Annotated in this window: 19 protein-coding genes and 1 pseudogene; 8 read left to right on the top strand and 12 right to left on the bottom strand. The window is 60.5% G+C overall.

Annotation, left to right across the window (positions count from 1 at the left end; all coding sequences use genetic code 11):
• On the top strand, positions 1 to 1,677 hold a 1,677-nt coding region (locus NKH98_RS29475; RefSeq protein WP_352903770.1), incomplete at its 5' end, for a hypothetical protein.
• Between the two features lie 153 nt (positions 1,678 to 1,830).
• On the opposite strand, the gene NKH98_RS29470 is transcribed toward NKH98_RS29475, so the two are convergent.
• Positions 1,831 to 2,814 carry an aldo/keto reductase gene (locus tag NKH98_RS29470; RefSeq protein ID WP_352903769.1) on the bottom strand — a complete coding sequence of 328 codons (984 nt, stop codon included), beginning with the start codon at positions 2,812 to 2,814 and terminating at the stop codon, positions 1,831 to 1,833.
• 10 nt (positions 2,815 to 2,824) lie between these two features.
• Complete coding sequence (locus NKH98_RS29465; protein ID WP_352648301.1) at positions 2,825 to 2,980, bottom strand: YjiS-like domain-containing protein; 156 nt, start codon at positions 2,978 to 2,980, stop codon at positions 2,825 to 2,827.
• Positions 2,981 to 3,214: 234 nt separating this feature from the next.
• On the opposite strand from NKH98_RS29465, the gene NKH98_RS29460 reads away from it, so the two are divergent.
• On the top strand, positions 3,215 to 4,084 hold the full coding sequence (locus NKH98_RS29460; protein ID WP_352648298.1) for a LysR family transcriptional regulator: 870 nt from the start codon (positions 3,215 to 3,217) through the stop codon (positions 4,082 to 4,084).
• Between the two features lie 999 nt (positions 4,085 to 5,083).
• Here NKH98_RS29460 and NKH98_RS29455 read toward each other — a convergent pair.
• From NKH98_RS29455 to NKH98_RS29415, 10 genes and pseudogenes are all read right to left on the bottom strand, one after another.
• Positions 5,084 to 5,908, bottom strand: a complete 825-nt coding sequence (locus NKH98_RS29455) for a 3-methyl-2-oxobutanoate hydroxymethyltransferase (RefSeq protein ID WP_352479337.1) — start codon at positions 5,906 to 5,908, stop codon at positions 5,084 to 5,086.
• Positions 5,909 to 5,958: 50 nt separating this feature from the next.
• A pseudogene (locus tag NKH98_RS33055) lies at positions 5,959 to 6,045 on the bottom strand (hydroxypyruvate isomerase); the annotation flags it as partial.
• 5 nt (positions 6,046 to 6,050) lie between these two features.
• Complete coding sequence (locus NKH98_RS29450; protein ID WP_352509028.1) at positions 6,051 to 6,359, bottom strand: MocE family 2Fe-2S type ferredoxin; 309 nt, start codon at positions 6,357 to 6,359, stop codon at positions 6,051 to 6,053.
• An 11-nt stretch (positions 6,360 to 6,370) separates the two neighbouring features.
• Entirely contained in the window at positions 6,371 to 7,330 is a 960-nt protein-coding gene (locus NKH98_RS29445; RefSeq protein WP_352479339.1) for a sugar phosphate isomerase/epimerase family protein, read from the bottom strand.
• On the bottom strand, positions 7,327 to 8,331 hold the full coding sequence (locus tag NKH98_RS29440; protein ID WP_352903767.1) for a Gfo/Idh/MocA family oxidoreductase: 1,005 nt from the start codon (positions 8,329 to 8,331) through the stop codon (positions 7,327 to 7,329). The genes NKH98_RS29445 and NKH98_RS29440 overlap by 4 nt, the downstream gene beginning before the upstream one ends.
• A 138-nt stretch (positions 8,332 to 8,469) precedes the next feature.
• On the bottom strand, positions 8,470 to 9,264 hold the full coding sequence (locus NKH98_RS29435; RefSeq protein ID WP_287219718.1) for an ATP-binding cassette domain-containing protein: 795 nt from the start codon (positions 9,262 to 9,264) through the stop codon (positions 8,470 to 8,472).
• Positions 9,265 to 9,322: 58 nt separating this feature from the next.
• Positions 9,323 to 10,345, bottom strand: coding sequence for an ABC transporter permease (locus NKH98_RS29430; RefSeq protein WP_352704698.1), 1,023 nt, complete (start codon positions 10,343 to 10,345; stop codon positions 9,323 to 9,325).
• A gap of 9 nt (positions 10,346 to 10,354) precedes the next feature.
• Positions 10,355 to 11,365 (bottom strand): ABC transporter permease, encoded by a 1,011-nt coding sequence (locus NKH98_RS29425; protein ID WP_352903777.1) that lies wholly within the window; start codon positions 11,363 to 11,365, stop codon positions 10,355 to 10,357.
• Between the two features lie 134 nt (positions 11,366 to 11,499).
• Positions 11,500 to 12,465, bottom strand: coding sequence for a sugar ABC transporter substrate-binding protein (locus NKH98_RS29420; protein WP_352509023.1), 966 nt, complete (start codon positions 12,463 to 12,465; stop codon positions 11,500 to 11,502).
• Positions 12,466 to 12,561: 96 nt separating this feature from the next.
• Positions 12,562 to 13,608, bottom strand: coding sequence for a sterol desaturase family protein (locus NKH98_RS29415; RefSeq protein ID WP_352903765.1), 1,047 nt, complete (start codon positions 13,606 to 13,608; stop codon positions 12,562 to 12,564).
• A 166-nt stretch (positions 13,609 to 13,774) separates the two neighbouring features.
• Here NKH98_RS29415 and NKH98_RS29410 point away from each other — a divergent pair, with 166 nt between their 5' ends.
• The 6 genes from NKH98_RS29410 (at position 13,775) to NKH98_RS29385 (ending at position 18,186) form a co-directional block, all read left to right on the top strand.
• Positions 13,775 to 14,809: a LacI family DNA-binding transcriptional regulator gene (locus NKH98_RS29410; RefSeq protein ID WP_352648280.1), complete on the top strand. Its 1,035-nt coding sequence runs from the start codon at positions 13,775 to 13,777 to the stop codon at positions 14,807 to 14,809.
• A 193-nt stretch (positions 14,810 to 15,002) separates the two neighbouring features.
• Entirely contained in the window at positions 15,003 to 15,506 is a 504-nt protein-coding gene (locus NKH98_RS29405; RefSeq protein WP_352903762.1) for a hypothetical protein, read from the top strand.
• Positions 15,507 to 15,625: 119 nt separating this feature from the next.
• Entirely contained in the window at positions 15,626 to 15,895 is a 270-nt protein-coding gene (locus tag NKH98_RS29400) for an acylphosphatase (RefSeq protein WP_352903759.1), read from the top strand.
• Between the two features lie 142 nt (positions 15,896 to 16,037).
• Positions 16,038 to 16,688 (top strand): Rieske 2Fe-2S domain-containing protein, encoded by a 651-nt coding sequence (locus NKH98_RS29395; RefSeq protein ID WP_352903757.1) that lies wholly within the window; start codon positions 16,038 to 16,040, stop codon positions 16,686 to 16,688.
• Positions 16,685 to 17,530: an aromatic ring-hydroxylating dioxygenase subunit alpha gene (locus tag NKH98_RS29390; protein ID WP_352903755.1), complete on the top strand. Its 846-nt coding sequence runs from the start codon at positions 16,685 to 16,687 to the stop codon at positions 17,528 to 17,530. Before NKH98_RS29395 ends, NKH98_RS29390 begins: the two co-directional genes overlap by 4 nt.
• Positions 17,527 to 18,186, top strand: a complete 660-nt coding sequence (locus tag NKH98_RS29385; RefSeq protein ID WP_352903753.1) for a glutathione S-transferase family protein — start codon at positions 17,527 to 17,529, stop codon at positions 18,184 to 18,186. The genes NKH98_RS29390 and NKH98_RS29385 overlap by 4 nt, the downstream gene beginning before the upstream one ends.

Genomic DNA, 18,186 nt, shown 5'->3' with positions numbered 1-18,186 from the left:
TCCCCGACCAATCCGGATTTTACGAACACCTACAATCCGGCCAACACGCATATCGACTATTTCGGAATAGACCCCTATCCGGTGCGCACGGGAACGGACACGGTCGATTACGACATGATCGATCGAGCCGTGGCTGCAGCGGTGAAGTCGGGCATCCCGGCTAACAACATCGTTCCGGTATATCAGGCCTTTGGCGGCGGTAACTGGGAGACTTCCGATGGCGGAAGACATGTCATGCCCACCCCCGAACAGATGCAAACCATGATCGATCATTGGGCCGCATTGGTTCCGACGCCCGGCTTCGACTACACCTACAAATGGGGAACGCAGAACGGCGACACCGCGCTTGAAAGCTCCTCCGAATTGCAAGCCGTTTTCCGGGAGCACAACCTCGCTACCACCGGGGCCGAACCTTCCGACACCAGCGACGGCAGCGCTGCCGCGACACCCCCTTCCGATGCCGCCGCCAGCGATAGCAGTTCGACTGTGACTGCCCCATCCCATGACGCCACCGGCGACAACACTTCGACTGCGACTGCCCCTTCCCATGACGCCACCGGCGATATCAGTTCGACTGCTACGGCCCCTTCCGACGCCACCGCCAGCGATAGCAGTTCGACTGCGACTGCCCCTTCCCATGACGCCACCGGCGATATCAGTTCGACTGCCACGGCCCCTTCCCATGACGCCACCGGCGATAGCAGTTCGACTGCCACGGCCCCTTCCGACGCCACCGCCAGCGATAGCAGTTCGACTGCCACGGCCCCTTCCGACGCCACCGGCGACAACACTTCGACTGCGACTGCCCCTTCCCATGACGCCACCGGCGATAGCAGTTCGACTGTAACTGCCGCTTCCGACGACGCCACCGGCAATACCAGTTCGACTGCCGCGGCCTCTTCCGAAGCCGCGACGGGCGATAGCAGTTCCACTGCAACTGTGCCTTCCACTGCCACCGCTGCCGATAATAGCTCTACTGTGGCCGCCTCCGACTCCAAGACCAGCCATGGCACTTCTACTGCGACTGCTACCGCCATCGCCCCTTCCGACGCCAGCACTAGCGATAGTAATTCTGCTGGAGCTGCGACTTCCCACCGCACGGCCAGTCACGGAAAGGCCACCAGTGATGCCTCCCATGCAAGTGCAAGCACCGACGAAATGGCGGGCCATAGCGGCAACGACACCTCCCATGTCGACACTGGCGGCAACAAGATGGACGATTTGGGCAGCGGCGTTGACCGGGTGCTGGCTGTGTTGAGCCATGCTCTTTCTGCCGGCTCGGAGTTTCTCGCCACCAACAATCACTCCGACAGAACGGCAACCAACCTGACCGGCCATGGGTTCGCCCAGACCGTGCAGAGCGGTGAAAATGTCGGGGCCCAGGCAAAGAACGGCGCCGCAGCCGAGATCATGTCGGGTCACGGAGGCAACGATGCCTTCGACTTCAGCAAGCTTCAGGACAAGCTCCACCTCGATCAAGCCGCTCTTGCCGAGCTTAAGTCGGGCGGGCTTTCATTGCATGCGTCTCCTGCTGGTACGGCCACGGATGATGGTTCCCACCACATCATCTTTGACAGCTCAACCGGGTCGCTCTCTCTCGACAGCGACGCGGTCGGCGGCGCAGCTCAAGCGCAGCTCGCCACCCATCTCCCGTGGCAGCATCACTCTTTGATCTGAAAACCGGAGCGGCGGACCTTCAACTCGAGCGTGTCCGCCGCTCCTTCAATCGCGCCACGGAAGCTTGACTAAGAAAAATGCGATATCGGCAGACAGCAGAGAGATCGAAGTTGGTCGCGTTATCGCCAATGCGAATTTCGGATTCGCCACACCCTAAGCAGTCTCGGCAATTTTCAGCACGGCGTCGATCTCGGCCATCACCGCTGCCGGCAGCGGCCCTTTTTCCAGCGCACCGAGATTGTCCTCGACCTGCTCGGGCCGCGTGAAGCCGGGAACCGGCAGCGCGATTGCCGACTTGGCGAGGATCCAGCCGAGCGCGCCCTGCGCAAGCGTGCGTCCGCCCGACGTGAGCAGGTCGCGGATTGCCGAGAGCCTTGACAGATAGTGCGGGTTGGCGGCGCCATCCCTGAAAAATACCATCCATTCGGCATTGCCGCCGCGCACATCGTTGGTGGGCAGCCGCATGGCCGGCGTGTATTTGCCGGTGAGCAACCCCATTGCCAGCGGCAGCCGGCTGAACGAGACGAGGTTCTCGCGCGCCGCAACGGCCATCAGCCCGTTCGCCGGGGTAAACACATTGAAGTCGTTCTCTACGGCGACGAAGCCCTCGCGCGGCGCGTAGGCGGCAAGCCGTTCGCGGTGATCGGTGCTCCAGCCGAAGCCGCCGATCTTGCCCTCCTGGCGCAACAGGCCGAGCGTATCGAACACCTCGCCGGCGCGCTTGATCGGATACTCGTTGATATGTAGCAGCGCGACGTCGATACAATCGCGCTGCAGGCGCTGCCGCGAATTGTCGATCGATGTCCGGATCGCTGCGGCAGAGGCATCCTCGGGAGCAATCTTGCGCGTTTCGGGATCGCCGAAATAGCCGACCTTGGTGACGATGACGGCTTCGTCCTTACCCTTCAACGCTCGCCCGAGGATCAGTTCGGCATTGCCGGCGCCATAGGCGGCCGCCGTGTCGAACACCCGCGCGCCGATCTCATAGGCCATCGCCAGCGCGGCTTGCGACCTGATGTCATCGACCTCGCCATAGGTTGTCGCCGTGTCACGCCAACGCGCGGGGCCACCCGCCGCCCAGGTGCCGATGCCAATGCCCGGTACCGAGCGGCCATCCCAAAGCTCAATCATCTGCATGCCCGGTTCCTCAACGACGCACGCTGGCGTGGCGGGCATGCTCGCGGATCTCTTCGCGAGAAATGCCAGCATCCGCAAGTGTGCTGTCTGGGGCCCGCCTCAAGCTCGCAAGCGTCTGGCGATAGGCAAGCCAGCGGGCGAAACGGTGTCGAAGTTCATCCAACATGATCGTCTCCTTTGGCGTGCAGAATGCCCGCGCGCTTGGGTTGGTCGAAAGCGCAAAGCATCGGCGCGAAGCGCATGCGCGATCGAAAAGATTGCGGTGGCTTCTTAGCCAGCCGAGGCGCTTGTCACTGTCCCGCCAAGCAAGAATGTCCAACGCGTCCAACGCCTGCATACTTGCGCATGATGGCCCTTCGCGCTACAGCCACGGTCGCAAGGAGTTTTTCATTTCTGCAAAATGGATATCGGCTGGGACGATCTGAGGTTGTTTCTCGACGTTGCGCGGCTGGGTGGCTTGAGCGCAGCGACGGGAACCACGCGCCTCAGCGCAGCCACCCTTGGACGACGCGTCACCGCGCTGGAAAAGCAGATCGGCGAACCTCTGTTCGTGCGCCAGCAGACCGGCTACCGGCTGACCCCGGTCGGCGAAGAACTGCTGCGGCGCGCCGAAGACGTCGAGGCAGCAATGCAGTCGCTGACCCGCTGGCGCGAGGGAAACCTGCCCGACCGCATTGTCCGCGTCTCGGCCGGGCCATGGACGTCGGCCTTCGTTTCCGCCCATATCGGCGAGATCTGGACGGTCGATGACGGCATAAGGGTGGAGCTTGTCACCACGACCGAGCGGGTCGACATCGGCCGCCGTGCCGCCGACATCGGCATCCGCAGCGAGCGTCCGACCGAGCAGTGGCTGGCCGGCCGTCAGAGCGGCAAAGTCGCTCACGCCATTTATTCCGGACGTCACCTGATCAACGGCATCGCCGCTGGATTGTTCGTCGGCGTCACCGGCGAAGGCGCAAACGTTGCATCGGCGCGCTGGCTGCAAGCCCATCACGGCGACCGCATCGCCGTACGTGGCAACAACACCCATGCGGTGCGTGAACTGGTGGCCGCCGGCGCCGGCCTTTCGGTCTTTCCGTGCTTCGTCGGTGACAGCGATCCGCGGCTGGTTCGCGTCGCTCAGCCTATCCCCGAGCTCGAAACCGACCAATGGATCGTCACCCATCACGAGGAACGTCACTCGCCGCCGGTACGAAAAGTCGCCGACCGGATTGCCGCCTTGATGCGGGCGCACCAGCCGCTGTTTCGCGGCGAGACGCCGATCCGGTAAGCCTCAGGCGTCGATCGGCCGCCAGTGGATCAAGAATCAGATATTTTGTGGGCCGGACGATGCGCCGCCGCTGTTGAGGACGCCGGAGTGAGGCGCGCTGCTCGTCGAGATCCTTGCCTTGGGCGAAGAGAGCAGTATAAACCGATCAGCACCGGGCCGCCTATCCGGTCACTCGTCCTCCTGCCGGCTCATAGCCGTATGCTTCGCCCTTACGCACCACGCGACCGATGCCCGGCCAGCCAAGGTGCGCGCCGGCGATCCACGTCCCCCGCCTTGGCCGCGTCACTGAAAACCTTCAGGCGGGTTGCGCGCGCCGTCGGCTGATCGTCGTCATGGCCCCAACTGAACGCGGGATTGCCGAACTGCAAGGCCGGCACATGAACGACGTCCCCGAAGAATAGGAAACGGTCCTCGTCCGTGTCGAAGCGTAGCCGGTATGACCGGGAGCATGACCCGGCAGGGCGACCGCCCTCAATCGCTCACCCACCAGGTCGCCATTCTCGACAGGCTTCAGCAGGGGCCGGAACTGCGCAAGGTGGGCGTAAGCGAAAAAGCTCCCAACAGCCGCCTCGGGAATTACGATCGCCGTCAAGTTTGGAAAGAGCACTCGGCTGTCGGGGTCAAAAGTCCGTGCACATGATCCTCAGCAGTTCGCCTTCACGTGTTCTTCCTGAAGTTTGAATCGATGCAGTATATGATTTCGGAAGCAGCTCTGCATTTCCACAAACGACCCAAACCCGAGACGCGATGCAAGTCGGGACACGGTCGCGGGTGATACATGGCATCGGCGCGCGATTGCGGTGGCATTTTCGAAAGCCACGTAATCCGGCTCCGCAAATATCACCCGGGCGACAGCCTCCGACTTCTCCGGAAGTGTCAGTTCCCTTTTGGCAATCAGCGCTTTGAGCTCGTCAAGCGATGGCGCTCGGCGGTTGTCAACTGATACGCGCTGTCGACCGCATGTCCGTGAGGGATAAGATGAGCCCACAGACATAGTTCTCAACCTTTAACTATCTTCATGAAGATATCGAACTCGGCATCCACAATCGGGACCGTGTGCTCGTAACCGGGATATCTGCCTGAATCGACGTCTGCCTTGTAGTCCTTAAAGGCAGCGACGCGCTCGTCCTGAATCTTCTCCAGCTCAGGGCCAAGGTTTCGATAAACTTTTCCGTGTCGCGGCTTATGGTTCTTGCCGTAACCGCAAACGTCTTCTGTGAAGAGGTACTGCGCATCGGCATATTTGCCAGCGCCCATGCCTAGCATGACAAGCGAGGAGTTTTCGGTGAGGAATTTCGCGACGCGATCTGGGACGACTTCCAGCTCCGCGCCGAAGACTCCTATTTGCTCCAGCTTTTGGGTGTGTCGCCAAATGCGCACTGCTTCGTCCGCGGTCTTGCCGACTGCGCGCCAACCCGTCCAGGTGATATAAGACGGCACTAGGCCGATATGGCCAACGACAGGAATGTAGTTGTCGCATAACGTCTTCTGGATGTCGTATGACGCCGCACAATAAAAGGCGTCGCCGCCTGTGCCGGCAAAGTGGAACGCTGCACGCAGATAGTCCTCCGCTGTTGCGAGCGGGCGGCCCGCGAAACTCCCATAGCTGCCATATGGCAAACCGACTTGTACGAAACAATCGCCGGCTGCTTGGCGCATTTCCGGATCGAAATATCGACCTTCGATGGAGAGCATATGGATGCCGGCAGCGGCTGCGGCAGCCGCCTCATCCGGGGTGCTGACGAAGAGCATGGAGATTTTCTGTCCGCTCTTCTTCATCTTGCGGATGTCCTCGACATGAGGACGGTTGTGATACATGCCCATAATCAGCCTCCGCAGGGGATCAGGCAGTCAAACAGCGCCTTGGCGATGAATGGCCAATTCATTTCGGCGCGCCAAGTAATCGGGCGGTCGCGCCAGAGCATCTCGGCGCAGGCTGCAAGCTGGAACGGCTGGTCCATATGGCTCAGATCTCGATCATGACGCGGCCATTTTCGACCTTCGTCTTGTACGTCTTGAGATTCTCGCAAGCGGGCGGGGTCTCTACGTCCCCAGTCGTGAAGTCGAAAACGGATGCGTGTTTAGGACACTCCACTGTATTCCCCATTACGAGACCGTCAGCGAGGTGAATACTCTCGTGCGTGCAAAGCCCGTCGGTGCAGAAATATTCGTCCGCATCATTTCGAAAGATCGCAAAGGTGCGACCGCCATGATCGAAGCGCTTGGCTTCCTCGGCTTCGATGTCGGCGGCGGCACAGGCGTCGATCCAAGGCATGGAACCTTCCTTCAGATGGCTTGCGGTTTGTAGTCGGCGGGGGCGGACGGCATGACCCCCTGCAGTAGCGCCACGGACTTTTCGAGTCCCTCCAGAGAGTTCAGGAGCACGTCCTCATGCTCGATGGAAAGCCAGCCGTCATAGCCGGCCATCTTGAGGCGATAGCAGAATTGCCGCCACCACTCCTCGCCATGGCCGAAGCCAAGCGTGATGTAGCTCCATGACCGGGCTGGAAGATCCATCAGGCTGCCATTCTCGAGCAGAGATGTCGTCGCCTGCACTGGTGCGTTGAGCATCGTGTCCTTGGCATGAACGTGATATACCGCCTCGCCCAAAGATTGAGCCGCCGCCAGCGGGTCGGCACCCATCCAGAACAGATGCGAAGGGTCCAGATTCGCCCCCACGACGGGTCCGACCGCCTGTCGCAACTTCAGAAGCGAGGGCACGTTGAAGACACACTGGTTGCCGTGGAGTTCAAGCGCGATGCGCTCCACGCCGTTCTCTTCAGCCAACGCCACGATCTCGGTCCAGAAGGGAATCAGCTTCTCTTCCCACTGGTATTTCAAAATGGCCTGTGTTTCCGGCGGCCACGACGAGACGACCCAGTTGGGCATTGTATCTGCAGCGTTGCCGGCCGGGAGGCCGCTCATGGTGCAGACCGTCCGGATGCCCATTTCGCCCGCGACGCGAATAGTGGTTTTCAGCCCTTCGCCCTGGGCCGGGTCGGTCGGGTGCAGCGGATTGCCGTTTGCGTTGAGGCTGATGATTTCTAGCCCGCGCGCCTCGAACGCGCCAACGAAGCGCTTCTGGCCTTCCCTGTTGCCCAGCATGGACGAAAGCCGAAAATGCGGCGCGGTGGACCAGCCACAGGTGTTCACCTCGACGCCGGAGACACCCATGCGCTTCGCATGATCCAGCATCGTTTCGAAGGGCAGGTTGCCGAGGCTGTCTGAAACGAAACCCAGCTTCACGCGTAAAACTCCGGCTTTGCGATCATTTGGACGGGTACGCGGCGGCCCTCGTGCAACGCCTTCACGCCCGCCTCGGCAACGACGGCGGCGCAATAACCGTCCCAGCAATTCGCAGCGGTTGCCGGGAACTCACCAGTCATGGCGAAGCGTAGGAAGTCGCGGTTCTGCCGACGGTAGGCATCGGCATAGCGGGTCCGCCAGTCGGAGTCGTAGCTCGTGCTCTGTGTAAGCGCAGAATCGATGCGAGTGTAGGCGACGTTGTTCATCGCAACGGTGCCCCGCTCGCCGATCAGCTCGGCACGGACATCGTAACCATAGGCGGCATTGTTGTTGATCTCGATGTTGACGAGTTGGCCATCGACCGTCTCCAGCACCATGAAGACAGGCGCGACCCGGGCATCTGAGCGCTTCGGCTGGAAGGCCGAAATCGACGCATATTCCGTCGAGAGCACATAGCGCACGACATCGAACTCGTGTGGAGCCGAATTGGTGATAGCCATTGCGCCGGTGAAATCTGCAGCCGGCGTTTCGACATTCCGGTGAAAATTGTGCATCATCAGGGGCCGGCCAAGGCGGCCGTCTGCGAGCGCCCGCTTAATCTCTTCGTAGGAGCGATCGTAGCGCCGCATGAAACCAAGCTGGACGAATTTCGCGCCCGACTTCTGTTCGGCCTCCATCACCGCGATACAGTTAGCGGACGCTTGGGAGAGGGGCTTTTCGCACAACACACGCTTGCCGGCGGCAATACAAGCTTTCGACAGCGGCGCATGCGTGGCATCGGGACTCGCCACGATGATTGCGTCCACGTCCTTCCGCGCGGCAACGCCTTCTGGATCGGTGGAGATGTCGAGCGCACCAAAGGTGTCGGCAACAGTGCGGGCACGCGCCTCATCCATGTCGCACACCAGCTGAAGGCTTGCTCCGGGAAGGTCTTCCGCCACTATCCTGGCGTGGTCGGCGCCCATCACACCGGCACCGATCACCGCAATCCGTATTGTCATATTTCTTCTGCTTTGTTCGACGTGAAGAGGCTGGTGGCGCCAAGGGTCATCAGGGCCGGTCGAAGGCAGAGGTTTCCCGAGGAAAACGATCGGGCCGCCCGCCCATCCAGCTCGAGAGGCGGCGCATTTTCATTGTGATCATGCATGCAATTCATGCTCGATTTCCGCCTCGAGGTCAGCCATGGTTTCACCGCCGGCCATCAGATCGGTGATCTCCTCGCGGGTTTTCTCGCGCTTCCGGAAATCGGCGGCGATCGCACCGCGAATGAGGACGGCGAAATGGTCTCCCACCGCCATCGCGTGCATCACCTGGTGGGTGATGAAGACGACCGCGAGACCGCGCCGCTTGGCTTCATTGACGATGCGCAGCACGTGAGCTGCCTGCTTGACGCCGAGCGCTGCTGTCGGCTCATCGAGGATCAGAACGCGAGCGCCGAAATGCACGGCGCGGGCAATGGCCAAAGACTGGCGTTCCCCGCCTGACAGGCCACCAACAAGCCGGTCACCGTCGTCGATACGCGTGATGCCGAAATCCCGCACCGCTTTCACCGCGATCTCGTTGGCGCGCTTGCGGTCGTAGATCTTGAACGGACCCCAACCCTTTGTCGGCTCCAACCCAACGAAGAAGGAGCGGCCGATGCTCATTAAGGGGAACGTTCCGCCGAACTGGTGCACGGTGGCAATGCCCCGCTCCTGCGCAGCGCTCGGACGGTCGAAGCTGACCGCCTTTCCGTCCATCAGTATCTCGCCGCTGGTCGGCTTGTGGACGCCTGCCAAGACCTTGATGAGAGTGGACTTTCCTGCGCCGTTGTCGCCGAGGAGACACAAGACCTCACCCCGGCGAATTTGCAGCGAGATGTTATGCAACACGTCGATCGGGCCGAAAGACTTGTTGACATTTTTCAGTTCGAGAATGGCAGGTTTTTCGCTCATAATTATCGCATCTTTCGTTCTTCCAAGCAGTCGCTGATCGCAACTGCAGCCGCATCGCTCAGTGCTGTATGGGTGCCCTCGGCACGCTTTGTTTTGAACCTCGCCGGTAAGACAGAGCCAGTTCCCGGAATGCCTGATTCATCAGCACCGCCGTCAAAAGCATCACGCCGATGATCAGGTTCGACCAGTTCCGGTCGATCTGGGTGAAGTAGATGCCCTGGCTGACAATGGCGAACGTGATGGTACCGACGAAGATGCCGATGACCGAGCCGAACCCTCCCGTGAGCAGCACGCCGCCGACCACCACGGACACGATCGCGTTGAAGATGAAGTTCATTCCGCCGGAAACCTGGGCCGAGTTGAACAGGATCGCCTGGCACATGCCAACGAATGTGGCGCTGACGGCGGACAGCACGAACAGTGCGATGGTCATGCGGCTTGTCGGAATGCCTGCATTGCGGGCGCTGACGCGATCGCCGCCCATTGCAAACAGCCAGTTGCCAAAGCGGGTCTTGTGCAGCACGAAGCCAATGATGACAGCGAACACCACCCACCAGACGATGATGACCTGGTGGCTTCCACCGATAAGCTGTCCGAACAGGAATTTGGCCCATTCCGGCGCGGTGACGGCAACGCTAGCGTTGCCAGTTAGCAACACGGACCCACTGAGCACCAAGCCCTGCATCGCAACCAGGGTGGCGAGCGTAATGATCAACGAAGGCACCGAGGTGCGGATCGTCAGCAAACCATTGACAAGGCCGACCGCCACACCGACCGCCAGGGCGCCGGCCATGCCCACCGCGATGGGCAGGTCATAGTAGCCGCTAAGGATGGCGGTGGTCATAGAGCCCGCGGGAATCAATGCGCCGATGGAGATGTCGAGTTCACCCGAGATCATCAGCAGACCGACCGGAATGGCGACAATGCCGAGATTGGCGGCGAAGTTCACCCAACTCGCCGCCCCAAGGAGTGTGCCCAGGTCCACGCCACCGAAAAATACGAAGAACAGCACCACCCCGATCAGGCTGAGGATCGAGCCTGCTTCCGGGCGGCGCAACAAGGATTTGATTGCCTCAGTCATGGCGGTTCCTCAAGCCTTCTTCGATGAGTAGCTGAGCGCCAGCTGCCGAAAGGTGTCGTTGGTGAGTACGGCGATCAGGAGAAGCGCGCCGATGATGACGCTTCCCATGTTGGGATCGATACTCGTGAAGTAGATGCCCTGGTTTACGATAGAGAAGGTGATCGTGCCGAACACGATACCTACGACAGAGCCAAATCCGCCGGTAAGCAGAACGCCTCCGATGACTACGCACATGATCGAATTGAAGATGAAGGACTGCCCAGCCAGAACCTGAGCGCTCTGGTAGACCATCACCTGGCTGACTCCGACGAACGCGGCGGAAAACCCCGAAAGCATGAATAGACCGATGGTAAGCCGCTTGGTGGGGATGCCCGCGTTGCGCGCGCTCTCCTTGTCGCCCCCGAGTGCATAGATCCAGTTGCCCACGGGCGAGATGTGGAGGAGCCAGAGAAGGGCGGCGATGTAGGCGAGCCACCAGAGAATCGTCACTTGGAACATGCCCCCGAGATATTGGCCGAGAAGCATCTTCGTGAGTTCGTCGGGTACCAGCGAGACACCGGTGCTGCCGGCGATCATCACCGTAAGGCCCAGCGTCAGGCCCATTGTGCCGAACATCGTTCCTATTGTGATTATCAGGGACGGGATCGCGGTTCGCGTGACGAACACGCCGTTGATTAAGCCGATGGCGAGACCGAGCCCAAGGGCGGCCGTGATGCCGAGCCAATCAGGCAGGCCATAGTAGCCGGATATGATCGCGGCCGTTAGAGAGGCCGCGGGAATCACGGCGCCGACCGAAATGTCCAGCTCACCAGCGATCATCAGCAGCCCTATCGGCAGAGCGATGATGCCGATCTCGGAGGCGATGCTCAGCCAACTGGCCGTACCGGCTGCTGACAAAAAGCCACTGCCTCCGAATATGGCGAAGAACAAAAAGACTGCGACCATGCCCAGGAACGAGCCCGTCTCGGGCCGCCGTGCCAGACGACCTGGGGCCAGTCCAGAACGGCCGCGATTTGCCATCGGCGTTGGGGTGGATGTCACGGGATGTGCCGTCATGGGTAATCCGCGAGTTATCGAGCGCCAAAAATTGCGGTCGCTATGGAAGTAGAATGCACTGGCCGCCCGCCTCACCGGGGGGGCGGCCGTAAGGACACCTAGCGCGCGCCGGCCTTCACGCCGGCAATGGTCAGCTCGACAGTGTTCTTGTCGATGATACCAGGACCGGTGAGGATCTCGCGCGTCGGCACAGTCAGCCCGTAGTTTACCTTGCCATTCAAGATTGAGACGGCGAGATAGCCTTGCCAGTAGCCCTGCTGGTCGATCGCGCAGGCCTGTTTTCCATCCTTGATGTTGTTCAGGATGGTCTCGTCAAAGTTGATGCCGCAGAGTTGAACCTGCCCGGCCTTGCCGGCCTGGGTAATACCGTTCATGGCCGAATTGGCGTCGACATTGCCGATGGTGAACACCGCGGTCACGGCTTGATGCTGCAGCAGATAGGCCTTCACCGCCTGCGCCACTGCTGTTGCCGAGCCGAAGGAGGTAGCTGGCAACGGCAACACATCGGCCTCGCCGCCGCCATTCTTCATCCCTTCCCTAAAGCCACCACAGTAGGCCTCGATATTGGCCGCACCCGGCAGTGTGTTGATGCAGACGCCTTTCTTGTTGCCGGCCTTAGCGAGATACTCGCCGCCGGCGACGCCACCTTTGTAATCGTCCGAGCCGACATAGTTCATAGCGCCGAGGCGATCAGCCGCCTGCAAACCGCCGGCATTGTAGATAACAAGCGGAATGCCAGCGTCCACAACCGCCTTGAACGCCGGATCCATGGCTTCCGGCACCCAGTCCGGACCGACAATGGCGTCGGCCTTCTGGTCGATGGCTTGGCGGATCAGTTCGGCCGCGTCCACACCCAGATTGTCGTAGTTCTGCGGCCCGAGCCAGGTGACTTTACCACCTTGAGCTTCGACCACCTTACCGGCGTCTTCGGCACCACGCTTGACGATTGACCAGAATGGATCGTCCGGCTTGCCGCCGATAACGAAGATGTCGGCGGCGAGCGTGCTGCTGGTGCTGTACGCAGCCAGCACTGCTGTGGACACAAGTATCTTGAAAAGCTTCATAGTCTTCCTCCCGGTTTACCCGCCCCGCGGGTTTCAACAAAAGCCTGGCTGCCCCGCACCCGCTCCTCTCGGCTTAGTCGAGACAGCGTCTGATCGTCATTCCGCCGGCATTCCAGTGGCCGGGCCGCCGCGGGCTTCCTGTTGCGCGCGCAGCTTTTCTTTCTTTTTGCGGAAGCGCGCCTTCATAGCCTCGTCAGCTTCTTTGCTACCGTCGTGCCAAGTGCCTAAAAGCTTATCGAGAGGGACCAGACCGTCACCTCCGTAGTTCACCTCGAAATACTTGTGGTGCAGGTAGTGGACGTAGGAATGGCTATCGAGCTTGATCTTGTCGGTGAGTTCGAAGGTCTCAAACCCAAGATGGCCATTCACCGCTCCGAAGCCGGCCCCATGCAGCGTGAAGTACGCGCAGACCGGGTTGGATGGGATCAGCAGGTGCAGCCAGGCTTCGGCATGGTAGAGGAACCCTTCCACCGGATGCATGGACAGCGACGACCACGGACTGGGGTTGATCGAGTTGTGGTGAACCGAGTGCACCCATTTGTAGAGCGGCGGCCAATGGATGGCGCGGTGCAGGAAGAAGAAATAGATCTCATGCACGGCCGGCGCGATGATGACGAGGAACGATAGGTAAAGCCAATTCGTCGTCCAGGGCAGCCAGACCGCCCAGCTATTAGCGTAGGCCCACAGCATCACGATTTCGACCACGGTCCACAGCGGTATAGTGATGAAAAACGACCGGCTGAAATTGTCGATATTCTGGCTCTGAAACCAGAAGACGTCGGACGGCGCGTCGGAGGGGAATTTTGGATTATACTTGAAGCGCGTCTCTTGCTTGCGCTGGATGTAATAGCGCAGCTCAAAGAACCCGTAGAAGAGAAAAATGCCCCCTGCGTTCAGGCCGTACAGCCAAAGGTAGTTGAGCAGCGAAAAGGTTGCCAGGCTGTCCCAGCTCGGAATGAGCAAGTTGACCCAGATGATTGCCGTGGCCATGTGGAAGGCGTTCCAAGGCCACAGAAACTCGGGAAACCAAGCCAGTACCTTCTTGGCGTTGAACGGGCGATGCCAGATCGGCACCGGCTCGGCGCGGCGGTGCGGGACCCAGTTTCCGCGTTTGTCGCGCGTTCCATACTGAAGGTCATCCATCCTAATAGCCTCCTGACCGACCATCCAACCGGCCTTGGACCAGTTCGGGCTTCAATGCGGAGGCGATTCATATCGGAGGCTTGATATCGTCGGAACACAAAAATAGTATTTAGGTCGCATTCGTATCATTTAGTGTCAATCATGATGATACAGCAGCGGAGGATCAATGAGGCGGCCTACCATTCGCGACCTCGCTCAAGCCGCTGGCGTATCAGTGGCGACTGTGAACAGAATCCTCAGCGGGACGGTTTCCGTTCGCCCAAAGACCGTGCAACGAGTACAAAGCGCAGCCGAAGAAATCGGATTCTATGGGATCGGGGCGATCGACGACCGGGCCAAGAAACTGTCGCCGCATCACCGATTTGGTTTCCTGCTGCAGCAATCGACCCGTGAGCTCTACAAACTGTTCGGGAAGAAAATCATCGCAGCTTGTCGCGATCGTCGCGACGAAATTGTTGAGGCCATCGTCGAGTTTGTGGATCTCCTGACGCCGGAGACTATCTCCAGCCGACTCGTGGCGCTCGGCGACACCTGCGATGTAGTCGCGGTGATCGCACCAGATCACCCTATAATAGGACAGGCAATCCGTTCACTGAAGGAAATGGGGAAGCCCGTTGTTGCTTACATTACGGACCAATCCGCGCCGGAACGAGCGGCCTATGTGGGAACGGACAACTGGAAGCTGGGGCGTACGGCGGCATTCTTGATTGCGCAAACCACCCAAGGTCCGGGTCGCATTGCGGTTTTCATAGGAAATCACCGATATCAATGCCAAGATGTTTCAGATGCCAGCTTCCGTTCGTATTTGCGCGAACACGCTCCGCGGCTCACAGTGGAAGAAAGTCGCCCTACTCATGAGGAATCGAGCGAGGCTTACCGTATGGTGGCCGAACTCCTGAAGACGACTGATGATCTCGTAGGAATTCTGATCGTGGGCGGCGGAATAACTGGAGTGCTCCGTGCGCTGCGAGAGATCCCTGCCGAAAGGCGGGCGGGCATCAAGCTGGTTTGCCGTGACATTGGCCCCGACACGCGAAAAGGCTTGTCCGAGGGAATGATCACTGCAGCTCTTTGTCATCCACTCGAGGCAACCTCGGCCCTGCTTGTGCAGACGATGATTGACGTGATTGGACCGCAAGCACCGGTCGCGACCCTTCAGCGGTCTATACCTTTTGAAATAGTCACGCCGGAAAACATCTGACGCTTTTATCTCGGCGATGATTCAAGCGGTGCTTTGCGGATCGGGCTAGTCCGGCCAAGGCTGCCGATCGCTGGTTCCGAATCTCGTCGAGACTGCATGAACAATTTAAAGGCACCATTCATTATTGGTAGGACGGTCACTGTCACGCACTGTTGGAGGGCGTCCTCGAACTATTGATTTTATTGGCTTTTTCGTGGGCTTAAATCAGAGAGTTTCCCGTATTGTCTCGTATCGTTCCGCCCCCACCGGACGCTTTGAAATCGGCCACACCAAATGCCTGCTTCGCATCATCCACGAAGAGCTGCGCGCCATCTCCGGCGCCGAGCAATCCCGGCTGCAGCGCTTTGAACAACCAACGCTGTGGCCATCGATAAGCCCTTTGCGTGAGCCCTTCAGGAGTTGGCCAACCGCCAGCCGTCGGTGGTGCCTGGCCGACCTCAATGAATTGTACTCCTTTCGTATAAATCAGAAATCTTCCCGCATCGTTCCGTATGGTTCCGCGACCCCGGCGCCACTATTCCGCAGGTGCCGTCTGGCTTGGTTTCCCGAAAATACGCTTTTAGGAAAGTCCTGGAGCCGGATGACCGATCTTGCGACGCAGTTCCGAACCGATCCCTCGATGACCGGCTACCGGGCATGGCCCGTCAAAGGTCTGTCGCTTACCAAGGAGCATCGGGACGGCAGCGACCGGTCTTGACCGGTCGGCGAGGATGACGAGCGTTCTTGTCGGCGAAAGATCCGCCCGCCTTTTCACGCCCTTAGCCACGTGATTGGATACGACGTATCTGTACATCAATTTTGTTGCTAGGGTCCTTCATGAACGAGCAAGACCGACGTTTTACGCGCGAGCGCATGACAATCCTCGGCGATGTCAAAGCGGCATCCTTTCTTCCATGGATCGAGCGTCATGCCGCCAAGCTCGGCATCGCGCCGGCAATATTCGTTGCCGGTGCCGACCGGATCGAACTCGACGTTGCCGGTCCTGCGGAACTGGTCGATATGATGGAGATGGGGTGCTCTCTTGGACCAATCGATGTCTGGGTCGAGGCCATTCGTCGGACGCCGATAGAGAACGAATCAGGCTAGGTTGGGACCAGGGCCTCTGCCTCTTTTTTGGGCATTGTTGCCAGTGCGAAAATATTGTGCAAACGTAATCGGGCTGATCGTCATGTCTTGACCGCGAATCTGCATTTGGGAAGATGGGTCGATGTCGTTCGAAGGTTGATGCATGCTGCCCTATCCGTCCGGCTCCTGGATGCCAGTTGCCCTCTCCGCGGACTTGCCAGCGGGAACCGTAATGCCGGCGCAAACCCCGGTCGGACCGATCGCCCTTTGGCGAAGCCGGTCCGGCCGCGCGGCGGCCTTTGCGGACAGATGCCCTCATCGCGGCGTGCGCCTTTCCCGTGGTTTCGTACGCGGTGAGGCCCTGTCCTGCATTTATCACGGTTGGAGCTATGCCCAGGCCGGAAACTGCTTGCGCATTCCAGCCCATCCGGGCCTGACGCCGCCGGAAACGATTGGTGTCGCAACACAGCCCGTCGAGGACAGCGGCGGAATCATATGGATTTCCGTAGGCGAACCCACCGCTCGGCCGCCGCGGTTCGACGGCCTGGCCCCTCTTCGCTCCATGATAGCAGAGGCGGGCATCGCCGCGCTGGAGGCGGCCGCCGGTACGAAGGTCGACGGAGGCCTGCTCGACTACGCGCAAAATGCCCAGACCCTACGGCTGCTGCTGACCCCCCAGGGGAAAGCGCGGACGCTGATGCATGTTCTGGTCGACGAAGGCACTGGTCCGGCCAAGCGTATCGCTGCGTCGAGGGCAGCCGAGACGCTACGGCGGACGGCCGAGGATATTCTGCGCAGTGGCGTCGCCCAATGACCCGCAACGCGATGATCGACGAATGGTATCCGGTCGGCCTTGCCGGCCGACTTGACACGCATGAGCGCCAGACGGCGCTCATGGGCGAGCCGATCGGGGTGAGGCTCGGCGCAGACGGAAACGCGAAGGTTACGGGCAGCAACGGACGTGCCCTGCCGGTCTGCATCCGCTACGGCCATGTCTGGTCGTCGCTCGGCGACCCGCAAAAGGCGCTCTTTGCCATCCCCGAGGCTGATCAGCCCGGCCGCCGGCTCGTCGATGTCGGGGTTGTGCGCGTGCGCTGCTCGCCGCTGCGCGCGGTGGAGAACTTCCTGGACATTGCGCATTTCCCCTTCGTGCATACGGACATATTGGGGGCCGAACCGCACACGGAAGTCCCGAACTACAAGGTCGAGATACGGGAGGACGAAGACGAGGTTTGGGCGACCCAGGTGAAGTTCTACCAGCCGCAGGCCGCCAAGTCGGCGGAAGGCGGCATAACCACCGAATACATGTATCGCGTGCCTGCGCCGACCTGCTCGATCCTCTACAAGACCTGCCCGCCGCGCCCGGGTGAATGGGACGTCATCACGCTTTTCGTGCAGCCGCTTGCCGAAGACCTGTGCGACGTCTGGCCGTGGATGGCGTTGTTCGACGACGAAACATCGATGGCAGATCTGATCCATTTCCAGCAGACGATCTTCCTTCAGGACCGGTCGATTCTCGAAAACCAGATCCCGACACTGCTGCCGCTCGATCCGGGCATGGAGATCCCCACAAGGGCGGACCTGACATCGGTTGCCTACCGGCGCTGGCTGAAACGCCACGGCTACACCTACGGCGCGCAACTGGTGGCGCAATGAAGCTCTACGACTACGTGCTGTCCCCGAGTTGCTACAAGGCGCGCCTGATGGCGGCGCTGACCGGGGTGAAGCTTGACATCCGCCCCGTCGACTTCCATCCCGGCGCCGAGCATCGCGGTCCCGAACTCATGGCGCTCAATCCGGCGGGTTCGATCCCGATCCTGGAGGATGGCGACCTCGTCCTGACCGAATCCTCGGCCATGCTGGTCTATCTCGCCGCGAAGGCCGCACCGCAATGGCTGGGCAACGATACTGCTCTGCGGGCGGCACGCGTCCAGCAATGGCTTTCCTTCTCGCATCGGCTGACCGGCAGCCTGGGGGCGGCGCGCTTGCACGAGATGCTGCTGCGTCCGGGCGATATCGCCACCCTGCATGGGCAGGGGATAGCGGCCCTGCGGGAGCTGGAAGCCGGCCTCGTCGAACAGCATATCCGCGGCCAGCGCTTCCTCGCGTCAGACCGGCCGACGATCGCGGACGTCGCCTGCTTCCCCTATGTGGCGCTGGCGCCGGACGGCGGCGTTTCGCTCGACCCCTATCCCGCGATCCGGCTCTGGTCGCGGGCGATCCGCAGTCTCGAGGGCTTCATTGAGATGCCCGGCATCCACCGGCTGCACGAACTGAAGCCCGAGCCCGTCCTCGAAGCCGGCGAGGCGTGA

It is taken from the genome of Mesorhizobium sp. M0833 (genome assembly GCF_040319905.1).
Taxonomy (GTDB): domain Bacteria; phylum Pseudomonadota; class Alphaproteobacteria; order Rhizobiales; family Rhizobiaceae; genus Mesorhizobium.
Note: the sequence above shows the minus strand (reverse complement) of the source record. Positions and strands in the feature narration are given on the sequence as shown.